The sequence below is a fragment of the Diaphorobacter oryzae DSM 22780 genome (assembly GCF_059568935.1).
Genome location: NZ_JCANUL010000005.1, coordinates 105,692 through 117,528, shown reverse-complemented (window position 1 = coordinate 117,528; position 11,837 = coordinate 105,692). Strand labels below are relative to the sequence as shown.

Annotated in this window: 13 protein-coding genes; 9 read left to right on the top strand and 4 right to left on the bottom strand. The window is 71.5% G+C overall.

The genetic code is table 11. From position 1 onward, the window contains the following. Positions 1–126 precede the first annotated feature (126 nt). From BP68_RS10245 to amt, 3 genes are read left to right on the top strand one after another with little or no spacing between them, the layout of a single operon-like run. On the top strand, positions 127–858 hold the full coding sequence (locus tag BP68_RS10245) for a TorF family putative porin (protein ID WP_496371315.1): 732 nt from the start codon (positions 127–129) through the stop codon (positions 856–858). Between the two features lie 25 nt (positions 859–883). Further along, the gene (glnK, locus tag BP68_RS10240) at positions 884–1,222 is read left to right on the top strand and encodes a P-II family nitrogen regulator (RefSeq protein WP_496371313.1); all 339 of its coding nucleotides are present in this window, start codon (positions 884–886) and stop codon (positions 1,220–1,222) included. A gap of 43 nt (positions 1,223–1,265) precedes the next feature. Further along, a complete protein-coding gene (amt, locus tag BP68_RS10235; protein WP_496371311.1) occupies positions 1,266–2,681 on the top strand; it encodes an ammonium transporter in 1,416 nt (471 codons plus the stop codon). Between the two features lie 69 nt (positions 2,682–2,750). Here the strand turns inward: amt and map are convergent, their stop codons facing one another. Continuing rightward, positions 2,751–3,518 (bottom strand): type I methionyl aminopeptidase, encoded by a 768-nt coding sequence (gene map, locus BP68_RS10230; protein WP_496371309.1) that lies wholly within the window; start codon positions 3,516–3,518, stop codon positions 2,751–2,753. Further along, complete coding sequence (locus BP68_RS10225) at positions 3,515–3,727, bottom strand: ParD-like family protein (RefSeq protein ID WP_496371307.1); 213 nt, start codon at positions 3,725–3,727, stop codon at positions 3,515–3,517. Before BP68_RS10225 ends, map begins: the two co-directional genes overlap by 4 nt. 94 nt (positions 3,728–3,821) lie before the next feature. Here BP68_RS10225 and BP68_RS10220 point away from each other — a divergent pair, with 94 nt between their 5' ends. From BP68_RS10220 to BP68_RS10195, 6 genes are all read left to right on the top strand, one after another. Next, positions 3,822–4,781, top strand: coding sequence for an SMP-30/gluconolactonase/LRE family protein (locus tag BP68_RS10220; RefSeq protein WP_496371305.1), 960 nt, complete (start codon positions 3,822–3,824; stop codon positions 4,779–4,781). Between the two features lie 115 nt (positions 4,782–4,896). Further along, positions 4,897–6,021: a glycolate oxidase subunit GlcE gene (glcE, locus tag BP68_RS10215; RefSeq protein WP_496371303.1), complete on the top strand. Its 1,125-nt coding sequence runs from the start codon at positions 4,897–4,899 to the stop codon at positions 6,019–6,021. 2 nt (positions 6,022–6,023) lie between these two features. After that, on the top strand, positions 6,024–6,827 hold the full coding sequence (locus tag BP68_RS10210) for a YoaK family protein (protein WP_496371301.1): 804 nt from the start codon (positions 6,024–6,026) through the stop codon (positions 6,825–6,827). Between the two features lie 29 nt (positions 6,828–6,856). Continuing rightward, a complete protein-coding gene (gene glcF, locus BP68_RS10205; protein ID WP_496371299.1) occupies positions 6,857–8,104 on the top strand; it encodes a glycolate oxidase subunit GlcF in 1,248 nt (415 codons plus the stop codon). 97 nt (positions 8,105–8,201) lie between these two features. Further along, positions 8,202–9,104 (top strand): ProQ/FINO family protein, encoded by a 903-nt coding sequence (locus BP68_RS10200; protein WP_496371297.1) that lies wholly within the window; start codon positions 8,202–8,204, stop codon positions 9,102–9,104. Between the two features lie 27 nt (positions 9,105–9,131). Next, positions 9,132–10,310 (top strand): MFS transporter, encoded by a 1,179-nt coding sequence (locus BP68_RS10195; RefSeq protein ID WP_496371295.1) that lies wholly within the window; start codon positions 9,132–9,134, stop codon positions 10,308–10,310. Positions 10,311–10,319: 9 nt separating this feature from the next. Here BP68_RS10195 and BP68_RS10190 read toward each other — a convergent pair whose 3' ends face one another. Beyond that, a complete protein-coding gene (locus BP68_RS10190; RefSeq protein WP_496371293.1) occupies positions 10,320–10,805 on the bottom strand; it encodes a glutathione peroxidase in 486 nt (161 codons plus the stop codon). 31 nt (positions 10,806–10,836) lie between these two features. Next, positions 10,837–11,745, bottom strand: coding sequence for an EamA family transporter (locus tag BP68_RS10185; protein WP_496371291.1), 909 nt, complete (start codon positions 11,743–11,745; stop codon positions 10,837–10,839). Between the last annotated feature and the right edge of the window lie 92 nt (positions 11,746–11,837).

The window sequence follows — 11,837 nt, the reverse complement described above, 5'->3', positions numbered from 1 at the left end:
TGCAATCCCCGTCACTGCATGTGCGCCGCCAAATGTACCCGGGCGGTGCGCGCAGGGGCCTGGCGTGGGGTGGCACGGTCCATGCATTGGGGGGGTATCAGCCACTTCAACACCCCCGGAGGAAACATGCCCCGCCTTTCCCTGAAGACCCTGAGCCTTGCCTGTGTCGCCGTGGCCGTGCCTGGCCTGGCCAGCGCCGAACTCACGGGCAATGTGTCCCTGACCACCAACTACAAGTTCCGTGGCCAGGACCAGGACGTGAACCGCATCAAGGCGGTGAGCCCGGCCCTCCAGGGCGGCTTCGACTACAGCTTCGGCGAGAGCGGCTTCTATGTGGGCAACTGGAACTCCAGCGTGGATTGGCTGCCCGGCAATTCGGTCGAGGTCGACCTCTACGGCGGCTACAAGTTCAAGGCCGGCGCGGTGGACCTGGACGTGGGTGCGCTCACCTACCTCTATCCCGGCAATACCACGGGCAACACCACCGAGCTGTATGGCGCGGCCACCTATGGGCCGGTCACGGCCAAGTACTCGCACACGGTGTCCAAGGACTACTTCGGCTGGGCCGGCGCCAAGACCTCGAGCAACCGCGGCCGCAACACGGGCTACCTGAACCTGGCCTTCGTGCAGGAAGTGGCGCCCAGCATCACGCTGAAGGCTTCGGTGGGCTACACCCGCTTTGCTGGCGACATCCGGGACCTGGGCGTGCCCAGCTACGTGGACTACAGCCTGGGCGGCGCCTACGACTTCGGGGGCGGCCTGTCGCTGTCCGCGGCCGTGGCGGGTGCCAACAAGAAGGACTTCTTCGGCGATGCCAACAAGGCCCGCCTGATCGTCACGCTCACCAAGACCCTGTAAACCGGACCGTCGAAAGGAAACGATCATGAAAATGGTCACCGCCATCATCAAACCCTTCAAGCTCGACGAGGTGCGCGAGGCCCTGTCGGACATCGGCGTGCAGGGCATCACCGTGACCGAGGTGAAGGGCTTCGGCCGCCAGAAGGGCCATACCGAGCTGTACCGCGGCGCCGAATATGTCGTGGACTTCCTGCCCAAGGTGAAGGTCGAGGCCGCCGTGTCCGACGAGCTGGTGGAGCGCGTCATCGAGGCCATCGAGGGCGCGGCCCGCACCGGCAAGATCGGCGACGGCAAGATCTTCGTGGCCCACCTCGAGCAGGTGGTGCGCATCCGCACCGGCGAGACCGGCAAGGATGCCCTGTAAGCACGCGCAGGCCTTCGTCCCTCCAGACACACAGAGATTCGCCATGAAAAAACTGCTTGCTTCCTTCCTGCTTGGAATAGGCCTGCTGGCCGGCGCCGCCGCCGCGCTGGCCCAGTCACCCGCCGCGCCCGAGGCGGCCACCGCCACCGCCGCCCCGGTGGCGGCCGAGGCGCCCGCGCCCGCCGCTGCGGCCCCCGCCGCCGAGGCCACAGCGCCCGCCCCGGCGCCCGCGCCCAAGGTCGATTCCGGCGACACCGCCTGGATGCTGACCTCCACGCTGCTGGTGATCCTCATGATCATCCCCGGCCTGGCCCTGTTCTACGGCGGCCTGGGCCGCAGCAAGAACATGCTGTCGGTGCTGATGCAGGTGTTCGTGGTCTTCGCGCTGGTCTCGCTGCTGTGGTCCATCTACGGCTACAGCCTGGCGTTCTCGGGCGAGGGGCGGTACTACGGCGACTTCGCCAAGCTCTTCCTCAAGGGCGTGGGCATGGACACCTTCGGCGCGCTGGCCACGATCCCTGAATACGTGTTCGTCTCCTTCCAGGGCACGTTCGCGGCCATCACCGTGGCGCTGATCGTGGGCTCGTTCGCCGAACGCATCAAGTTCGCCGCCGTGCTCATCTTCGCGCTGCTGTGGTTCACCTTCAGCTACGTGCCCATGGCCCACATCGTGTGGGGCGGCGGCCTGCTGGCGGCCGACGGCGCGCTGGACTTCGCGGGCGGCACGGTGGTGCACATCAACGCCGGTATCGCCGGCCTGGTGGGCGCCTACATGGTGGGCCGGCGCATCGGCTTCGGCCGCGAGGCGTTCACGCCGCACTCGCTCACGCTGACCATGGTGGGCGCATCGCTGCTGTGGGTGGGCTGGTTCGGCTTCAACGCCGGCTCTGCCGGTGCCGCCAACGCCGCCGCCGGCCTGGCCTTCATCAACACGGTGCTGGCCACCTCGGCCGCCACGCTGTCGTGGATCGCCGGCGAGGCGCTGCACAAGGGCAAGGCCTCCATGCTGGGCGCCGCATCGGGTGCTGTGGCGGGCCTGGTGGCCGTGACGCCGGCCGCCGGCTTCGTGGGGCCCATGGGCTCCATCGTGATCGGGCTGATCGCCGGCCTGGTGTGCCTGTGGGGCGTGGGCGGGCTCAAGAAGATGCTCAAGGCCGACGACGCCTTCGACGTGTTCGGCGTGCATGGCGTGGGCGGCATCGTGGGCGCCATCCTGACCGGCGTGTTCGCGGCCCAGGGCCTGGGCGGCACGGGCGGCCTGACGCCCGACACCTTCCGCATGGGCGCGCAGGTGTGGATCCAGGTCAAGAGCGTGCTGTTCACCATCGTGTGGTCCGGCGTGGTGTCCGTCATTGCCTACAAGATCGCCGACCTGCTGGTGGGCCTGCGGGTCAGCGAGGAGGCCGAGCGCGAGGGCCTGGACATCACCTCCCACGGCGAGACGGCCTACCACCGTTGAACCGGTACCTGTTGCTTCCAAGGAAATTTGGCCCGCCTCGCGCGGGCCTTTTTTTGTTCCGGTGCAGGGTCAGTGCAGCGTCTTTTCCTCGGCGCGCAGGGTCAAGACCCGCACACCGCTGCCGGTCACGGCCACGGTGTGCTCGAACTGCGCAGACAGCTTGCCGTCGCGTGTGACGACTGTCCAGCCGTCCTCTTCGGTTCGGACGGTATGTCGTCCCTGGTTGATCATCGGTTCGATGGTGAACACCATGCCTTCTCGCAGCACCAGGCCCGTGCGAGGCCGGCCCCAGTGCAGTACCTGCGGAGGTTCATGCATTTGGCGTCCAATGCCGTGCCCGCAGTATTCCCGCACGACCGAATAGCCGCTGCGGCGGGCGTGCCGCTCGATGGCATGCCCCACATCGCCGAGCGTGGCACCAGGGCGAACGGCCCAGATGCCTTTCCACATTGCCTCGTGGGCCACCTGCACGAGCCGCCTGGCTGCCAGCGGGACCTCGCCCACCAGATACGTTTTGCTGGAATCGGCGATGTAGCCGTTCTTCTCCAGCGTGATGTCGAAATTGACGATGTCGCCGTTTTGCAGGATGTCCGTCGCGCAGGGGACGCCGTGGCAAACCACATGGTTGGGAGAGGCGTTGAGCGCGTAGGCATAGCCGTACTGCCCCTTGCTGGCCGCGCGGGCTCCCAGGCCATTCACGATGAGGTCATCGACCAGCTCGTTGACCTGCAAAGTGGACATGCCGATCAGGTTCAGCCGATCCAGGCGGCCGAACACTTCCGCCAGCAGCCTGCCGGACTCCGCGAGCAAGGCGATTTCCTCCGGCCGCTTGGTCATGCCTCAGCCGCCGCAGCGGTGGGTGGTGCAACGCCGGCCGCCCGCAGTTCGCGGGCAACGATGTCGTTGAAGCTCTGCGTCGGACTCATTTCGCACAGCATGCCGATCCTGATCCAGAAGGCGGCCTGCGCGTTGATCGACCGGCACGACACGGCGCTTGCCTTGCGCAGTTGATCGTGCAAGTCATCGTCGATGTTCACAATGCCCATGATGTGATTCGTATATAGAACGTATATGAATTATATGCTATCGCCAAAAGCAAGGCCCACGACCGGCGCGATGGTGCTGCGGGACAATGCCCGTATGCAACCGTACTGGACGCCCTTGGCCGCTCCGCCCGCGCAACTGGGCGAGTCCCCCTTCTGGCACCCGCAGGAGGCGCGCCTGTACTGGGTGGACATCGCCGGGCGCGCCGTGCTGCGCAGCGAGGCCGACGGCGGCGCGGTGCAGCGCTGGCCCCTGCCGGCCGAGCCCGGCTGCATCGCTCCCGCGCACCGCGACGGCGCGCCCGCCGGCCTGGTGCTGGCGCTGCGCGACCGCATCTGCCACGCGCCGCACTGGGGCGGGCCGCTCACGACCATCGCGCGCCTGCCCATCGACCCCGCCACCGAGCGCGCCAACGACGGCAAGTGCGACGCGCTCGGCCGCTTCTGGGTGGGCACGGTGCACGAGCCCGCCAGCGGGCCGCGCCAGAGCGTGGGCGCGCTGTACTGCATCGACGCGCGCGGCCCCGGCGCGGCGCGCGTGCGCCGCATGCTGGGGGGCGTGGCCACGGCCAACGGCCTGGCCTGGTCGCCCGACGGTCGCACGCTGTACTGGAGCGACACGCCCACGCACACCATCCGCGCCTGGGACTGCGACGCCCAGCGCGAACCCGTGGGCGCGCCGCGCGTGCTGCACCGCTTCGACCCCAAGCCGCCGGGCTGGAGTGCGGAAACGGACGATCCGGGCGGGCCGGCCTATGGCGGCCGCCCCGATGGCGCCACTGTGGATGCCGAGGGCGCCTACTGGTGCGCGCTGTACGAGGGTGCGCGCGTGCTGCGCCTGTCGCCCGAGGGCCGGGTACTGGCCGAGCTGCCCACGCCGCTGGCCTGCCCCACCATGCCCTGCCTGGGCGGGCCGGACGGGCGCACGCTGTTCGTCACCTCCGCGCGCCAGGGCCGCGGCGCGGCCGAGCTGGCGCGCTGGCCGCTGTCGGGCCAGCTGCTGGCCACGCGCGTGGCGGTGCCGGGCCTGCCCGTGGCCGGGTGCGCGCTGGGCTGAGCGCGCCGGCAGGCCCTGGACGCGCGGCGCCGCGCGATTGCGCTCACGCGGGGCGTTCAAAAAATTCAAACCGGCCCGGGCGCCCCGTGCGCGGGGTGGGCAGTACCATCGCCCCATGGATACAGCCCTTCGCCAGATCATCGACCAGGTGCGCGACAGCGCCGAACGCCGCGCGGCCTTGCGCATCTGCGGCGGCGGCACCAAGGACTCCATCGGCCCGGGCGCGGCGCAGCCGGCGGGCGAGCGGCTGGACATGCGGCCGCTGTCGGGCATCGTGAGCTACGAGCCCAGCGAGCTGGTGGTCACCGTGCGGGCGGGCACGCCGCTGGCCGAGCTGGAGGCGCTGCTGGCGCGCCATGGCCAGAGCCTGCCGTTCGAGCCGCCGCGCCTTGCCGCGGGCGGCACCGTGGGCGGCACCGTGGGCGGCATGGTGGCGGCCGGCCTGTCGGGCCCGGCGCGCGCCAGCGTGGGCGCGGTGCGCGACTATGTGCTGGGCGTGGAGATCGTCAACGGCCGGGGCGAGCTGCTGCGCTTCGGCGGCCAGGTGATGAAGAACGTGGCGGGCTACGACGTCTCGCGCCTCATGGCCGGTGCCTGGGGCCAGCTGGGCGTGATCACCGAGGTCAGCCTCAAGGTGCTGCCTGTGCCGCCGGCCGAGGCCACGCTGCGCTTTGACTGCGGCCAGGCCGAGGCACTGCGCCGCCTCAACGACTGGGGCGGCCAGCCCCTGCCGCTCAACGCCAGCTGCTGGGTGGAGGACGCGGGCGTGGGCCAGCTCTACGTGCGCCTGCGCGGCGCCCAGGCCGCCGTGCAGGCCGCCTGCCGCAGCATGGGCGGCGCGCTGCAGGACGGGCCCGGCGTGCCGCAGGACTGGCAGGACTGCCGCGACCAGCGCCTGCCCTGGTTCACCGCGCGCGCCGCGGACCACGCGCTGTGGCGCCTGTCCCTGCCCCAGACCGCGCCCGTGCTGGCCCTGCCCGAGGGCGTGGCGCCGCCGCTGGTGGAATGGCATGGTGGCCTGCGCTGGGTGCAGGCGCCGCACGCACAGGGCGCGGCGCTGCACGCGCTGGCCGCCGGGGTGGGCGGGAGTGCTTCTTTATTCATAGCTGCTGACGATTGTGGGGCGGGCGTAAACCCCATTTTTGATGCCAATTCTGCAGCCCTGGCCGCGATCCACCAGCGGCTCAGGCAGGCGTTCGACCCGGCCGGCATCCTGAACCCCGGCCGCCTGATGGCGTAGCCATGCGTCTGCTGCGCCACCTGACCGGGCGGCACCGCACCTCGGTCACCAACCGCACGCTGGGCCTGTTGCTGGCCTTTAACGCGGGGGCGATCAATGCCGGGGGCTTTCTGGTCGTGCACATGTACACCTCGCACATGACGGGCTTCCTCTCGCTGGTGGCCGACAACCTGGTGCTGGGCAACATGACCCTGGTGCTGAGCGCCGTCGGCACGCTGTGGGCCTTCATGTCGGGCGCGGGCACCACGGCCATCATGGTCAACTGGGCGCGCCACCAGCGCCTGCGCAGCGGCTTCGCGCTGCCGCTGCTGCTGGAGGCGGTGCTGATGCTGCTGTTCGGCCTGATGGGCGCGATCACGCTGGGCTGGCGCACGCCCTTCGCGGTGCCGCTCACGGTGCTGCTGCTGGCCTTCATCATGGGGCTGCAGAACGCCGTGGTGACCAAGATGTCGTCCGCCCAGATCCGCACCACGCACATGACCGGCGTGGTGACCGACCTGGGCATAGAAATGGGCAAGGCGCTGTACTGGAACCGCCGCGGCACGCCGCCCGGTGCCCAGGTGCACGCCAACCAGTCGCGCCTGCGCCTGTTCGCCAGCCTGCTGGCCATGTTCACGGCCGGCGGCGTGGTGGGCGCGGCGGGCTTCAAGTACGTGGGCTTCATCTGGGTGGTGCCGCTGGCGTCCATCCTGCTGGCGCTGTCGCTGCCGCCGCTGGCGGCCGACTTCGACCGCCTGGCCCAGCTCTGGCGCGCGCGCGGCCGCGACGCCGGCGACGACCCTGCCGTGCGCCCCGGCGGCCGATAAAACCACCCACGACTTCCCACGAGCACACCATGCAGACCCAACTCGCACCCCAGTACCAGGGCACGCCCGAAGGGCAGGAGGCCGAGGCCATCCTGCGCAAATGCGTGCACTGCGGCTTTTGCACCGCCACCTGCCCCACTTACCAGCTGCTGGGCGACGAGCTGGACGGCCCGCGCGGGCGCATCTATCTCATCAAGCAGGTGCTCGAAGGCGCAGAGCCCACGCGCAAGACCCAGCAGCACCTGGACCGCTGCCTGACCTGCCGCAACTGCGAAAGCACCTGCCCGAGCGGCGTGCAGTACGGCCACCTGGTGGACATCGGCCGGCGCATCGTCGAGGAAAAGGTGCCGCGCCCGCGCGGCGAGGCGGCCGTGCGCTGGGCGCTCAAGGAGGGGCTGCCCTCGCCGCTGTTCGGCCCGGCGATGCAGGTGGGCCGTGCCGTGCGCGGCCTGCTGCCGCAGCAGCTGCGCGCCAAGGTGCCGCCGCGCCAGGACAGCGGCGCCTGGCCCACGCGCGGCCATGCACGCAAGGTGCTGCTGCTCGAAGGCTGCGTGCAGCCCGCCATGGCGCCGAACATCAACGCCGCCACGGCGCGCGTGCTCGACGCCGCGGGCATCGAGACCGTGGTGGCCGCCAAGGCCGGCTGCTGCGGCGCGGTGAAGTTCCACCTGAACGATCAGGACGGCGGCAAGGCGCAGATGCGCGCCAACATCGACGCCTGGTGGCCCCATGTGGAGCGCGGCGAGGTGGAGGCCCTCGTCATGAACGCCTCGGGCTGTGGCGTCACGGTGAAGGAGTACGGCCATGTCCTGCGCCACGAGCCGGCCTACGCCGAGAAGGCCGCCCGCATCAGCGCCCTCACGCGCGACCTGTCGGAGCTGCTGCCCGACCTGGTGGAACGGCTGCGCGGGCGCGTCACCCCCCCGGCCGCACCGCTGGCCTACCACCCGCCCTGCACGCTGCAGCACGGGCAAAGGCTGCGCGGCGGCGTCGAGCGGCACCTGGCCGCCCTGGGCTTCGAGCTGCGTGTGGCGCGCACCGAATCGCACCTGTGCTGCGGCTCGGCCGGCACCTATTCCGTGCTCAACCCCGAGCTGTCCGGCCAGCTGCGCGACCGCAAGCTCGGCGCCCTGGGCGAGGCCTTCGCCACCCAGCCGCCGGCCGCCATCCTCTCGGCCAACATGGGCTGCATCACGCACCTGCAAAGCGGCACGGCCATCCCCGTGAAGCATTGGGTGGAACTGCTCGACGAGTCCCTGTCTGCCGCCGTATCCTGAGGCCCGGGTGCCGCGCCGCGCGATGGCGGCGCGGGACTGGCATGATGGCGGGTTTTGATCGCCGCGCCGCATGGGCCATGCCGCGCCTTTTTCTGCCATGAATGACACCGTGAACGCACAAACACCGCCCACAGCAGACGCCGCGCCGCCCGCCGCAGACGCCGCGACCACCGCCGCGCCGGCCGCTGCGGCGCCAGCGGGAGAGGGCGGGGGCGGCGCACCGCGCGCCAGCCGTCAGGGCCGCCGCGGCGGGCGCCGCCGCTCGGGCGACCGGCGCGCGGAGGGTGCGCCCGCCGCCACCGGCGAGGCCGGCAGCGCGGCACCTGCCAAGGGCGCGGCCCCCGGCCCGCGCCGCACGCACCCGCTGCTGGAACAGCTGGCCGCGTGGTATCCGCACCTGTTCGGTGCGCAGTTCCTGCCGCTCAAGCGCGGCGTCTTCCAGGACCTGCTGGCCGCGCATGGCGAGGCCATCGACAAGGACGGGCTCAAGCTCGCGCTGTCCATCCACACGCGCTCCACGCGCTACCTCACGGCCGTGGCCTCGGGGCTCAAGCGCCATGACCTGCAGGGCCAGCCCGTGGAGGACATGGCGCCCGAGCATGTGCACCACGCGCTGCTGGAGGTGTTCCGCCGCCGCAAGCCGCGTGACGGCGCCGAGGACCTGACGGCCAAGCTGCGCCGGCGCATCGCCCAGGCGTTCGAGGCCTCGGGCCTCACGCGCGAGGCCTACGACGCCCTGGTGCGCGGCCGCGACGAGAAGGCCAACGCCCTGCTCGACGAGGCCTTTGCCGAAGTCGCCGAGCGCGACGCCAAGGCCGAGGCCCTGCTGCGCGCCTTCGAGGCCAGCGGCGCCACGCTGGAGCAGTTCGCCGACATGTACGGCATGGACCGCCGCGTGGTCACGCAGTCCCTGGCGCGCGCGCGCCGGCTGCGGGAACCCGTTGCAGAGCCCGCCGCTCCGGTCGAGGCACCCGCAGAGGCACCGGGCGAGGCGCCGTAAGCCCGCGGCACACCACCGCCTTCCGCCATGACCCAGCCCGCCGTTCCCCGCCGCGTGCTGCCGGTCATCGTGTTCTCGCAGTTCGCGGCCACGTCCCCGTGGTTCGCCACCAATGCGGTGATGCCCGACCTGCAGCAGGCCTGGGGCCTGCCGGCCGGCGCCGTCGGCACGCTGACGTCCGCCGTGCAGCTGGGCTTCGTGGCCGGCACGCTGGTCTTCGCGCTGCTGATGATCGCGGACCGCTTCCGCCCGACCCGCGTCTTTCTGGCCTGCGCCGCGCTGGGCGCGGCCGCCAATGGCCTCACCGCCGCGCTCGACGGCGGGCAGTGGACGCTGCTGCTGGCGCTGCGCTTCGCCGTGGGCTTTGTGCTGGCGGGCATCTACCCGGTGGGCATGCGCATCGCGGCCGGCTGGTACCGCGAGGGGCTGGGCGCGGCGATGGGCGTGCTGATCGGCGCGCTGGTGCTGGGCACGGCGCTGCCGCACGGGCTGCGCGCGGCCGGGGGGCTGGCGCTGCCCTGGCAGAGCGTGGTGCTGGCCGTGTCGGCGCTCACGCTGCTCGGCGGCCTGGCGACCACCGGCCTGGTGCCCGATGCGCCGCGCCCGGCGCGCGGGCCCCGGCTCACGCCGCGCGGCCTGGCGGTGATCTGGTCCGACCCGCGGGTGCGCGCCTCGGTGCTCGGCTATTTCGGCCACATGTGGGAGCTGTATGCGTTCTACGTGCTGGTGCCGCTGATCCTGGCCACGCATCTGGCGGGCGCGGGCCTCAGCCTGGCGGCCTTCGCGGTCATTGGCGCTGGTTTCCTGGGCTGCGCCGTGGGCGGCCTGGTGGCGCGGCGCCTGGGCAGTGCCCGGGTGGCCGCCGCGCAGCTGGCGACCAGCGGCCTGTGCGCGCTGGCCAGCCCGCTGCTGCTGGGCGCGCCGCTGCCGTGGTTCCTGGCCTGGCTGCTGCTGTGGGGCGTGACGGTGGTGGGGGATTCGCCGCAGTTCTCCACCCTCACGGCGCGCAACGCACCGCCCGAGATGGTGGGCAGCGTGCTCACCTTCGCCAACAGCATCGGCTTTGCGATCACGGTGCTGAGCATCGAGCTGTTCGTGCGCGGCGCGCAGGCGCTGCCGCTGGCGCAGCTGCTGCCCTGGCTGGCCCTGGGCCCGGTGCTGGGCCTGTGGATGCTGCGGCCCCTGCTGCGGCCGGGCGGGGGGTGACCGGGGGGCTCAGCGCGCCAGCGCGGCCTCGATGTCGCGCACCAGCGCCTCGGGCTTGTCCGTGGGCGCGTAGCGGCGGATCACCCGGCCGTCCCGGCCGATGAGGAACTTGGTGAAGTTCCACTTGATGGCCTTGGTGCCCAGCACGCCCGGCGCCTCGGCCGTGAGCCAGCGGTACAGCGGGTGCGCCTCGCCGCCGTTGACGTCGATCTTGGCCATCATCGGGAACTGCACGCCGTAGTGGCGCTGGCAAAAGCCCGCAATCTCGCCGTTGCTGCCCGGGTCTTGCTGGCCGAACTGGTTGCATGGGAAGCCCAGCACCACCAGGCCCTGCGGCGCGTAGCGCTCGTGCAGCGCCTCCAGCCCGGCGAACTGCGGCGTGAAGCCGCAGGCGCTGGCGGTGTTGACGATGAGCAGCACCCGGCCGGTGAACTCGGCCAGGGGCTGGGGCGCGCCGTCGATGCGCGCGGCGTCGAAGTCGTATGCAGTGGTCATGGGGGCCTCCGGTCGCTTCGGCCCCACCTTATCACTGCGCGGCCTGGACGGCCTGGGGCACCCGGGCGCGCGGCCGCCAGGCCGACCAGGCGGCCGCCAGCAGGATCATCGCGCCGCCGACCAGTGTGCCCTCGGTGAGGCGCGCGGCGCCGAACAGCACGGATGAGCCGCTGGCGAACACCACTTCTGACAGCATCACCACCGCCGTCGTGCCCGCCGCCAGGCGCGCGGCGCCGAATTGCAGCGCCCAGTTGCCGGCCATCAGCAGCACGGCCATCAGCGCGGCCACCGTGAGCCAGCTGGCGTTGACCGCCGGGAACGCCGGCACCAGGCCCACGGACCGTCCCATGTGGGCCGCCAGCAGCGCCAGGAGCACGCAGCCGCCGAACATGGCACACATGCGCGCCTGGCCCGGCACGGCGTGCAGGCGGCGCAGCGTGACGCTGGTCATGGCGAAGGTGAAGCCGCCCAGCAGCGCCAGCAGGTCGGCCAGCGTCAGGGCGCCCAGCAGGCGCTGCACGCCGCCCTCGGCGGGCCACAGCACCAGCAGCACGCCGCACAGGGCCAGCAGCAGCCGCGCCAGCGCTTGCGGCGTGGGGCGCTCGCCCAGGATGCGCCAGGCCAGCAGCACGGCCCAGGCGGGCATGAGGTAGAACAGCAGCACCACGCGCACCACGTCGCCGATGGTGATGGCCCAGTTGAAGGCCGCGTTGGTCAGCCCCGAGTTCAGCGCCAGCAGCCACAGCGCCGGGTGCGCGCGCAGCTGGGCCAGGATGCCGGGACGCAGCACCAGCAGCGTGACGAGGATGGTGCCGTACATCAGCGCCGTGGCCCACAGCGGGTGCATGCCCGCGCCATGCATCTGCCGGAACGGCCACCAGGACAGTCCCCATATCAAGGCGTTGAACAGCAGGGCGAAGACGGGAAGCGGTGATTGCATGCAAAAAGTGCCGCCAGCGCCCGTGTATCAAGCGCTGGTAGCTATCAAAATAGTAGTATTCCGCCGAGGGGCCATGCGGCGTGGCGGCGGCG

Excerpts from the sequence above, each read along its gene's own strand:
- map (WP_496371309.1), bottom strand. The coding sequence starts at position 3,518 with ATGACCAAGCGGCCGGAGGAAATCGCCTTGCTCGCGGAGTCCGGCAGG.
- BP68_RS10220 (WP_496371305.1), top strand. The coding sequence starts at position 3,822 with ATGCAACCGTACTGGACGCCCTTGGCCGCTCCGCCCGCGCAACTGGGC.
- BP68_RS10210 (WP_496371301.1), top strand. The coding sequence starts at position 6,024 with ATGCGTCTGCTGCGCCACCTGACCGGGCGGCACCGCACCTCGGTCACC.
- BP68_RS10225 (WP_496371307.1), bottom strand. The coding sequence starts at position 3,727 with ATGGGCATTGTGAACATCGACGATGACTTGCACGATCAACTGCGCAAG.
- BP68_RS10200 (WP_496371297.1), top strand. The coding sequence starts at position 8,202 with ATGAATGACACCGTGAACGCACAAACACCGCCCACAGCAGACGCCGCG.
- glcF (WP_496371299.1), top strand. The coding sequence starts at position 6,857 with ATGCAGACCCAACTCGCACCCCAGTACCAGGGCACGCCCGAAGGGCAG.
- BP68_RS10185 (WP_496371291.1), bottom strand. The coding sequence starts at position 11,745 with ATGCAATCACCGCTTCCCGTCTTCGCCCTGCTGTTCAACGCCTTGATA.
- glnK (WP_496371313.1), top strand. The coding sequence starts at position 884 with ATGAAAATGGTCACCGCCATCATCAAACCCTTCAAGCTCGACGAGGTG.
- glcE (WP_496371303.1), top strand. The coding sequence starts at position 4,897 with ATGGATACAGCCCTTCGCCAGATCATCGACCAGGTGCGCGACAGCGCC.
- BP68_RS10195 (WP_496371295.1), top strand. The coding sequence starts at position 9,132 with ATGACCCAGCCCGCCGTTCCCCGCCGCGTGCTGCCGGTCATCGTGTTC.
- BP68_RS10245 (WP_496371315.1), top strand. The coding sequence starts at position 127 with ATGCCCCGCCTTTCCCTGAAGACCCTGAGCCTTGCCTGTGTCGCCGTG.
- BP68_RS10190 (WP_496371293.1), bottom strand. The coding sequence starts at position 10,805 with ATGACCACTGCATACGACTTCGACGCCGCGCGCATCGACGGCGCGCCC.
- amt (WP_496371311.1), top strand. The coding sequence starts at position 1,266 with ATGAAAAAACTGCTTGCTTCCTTCCTGCTTGGAATAGGCCTGCTGGCC.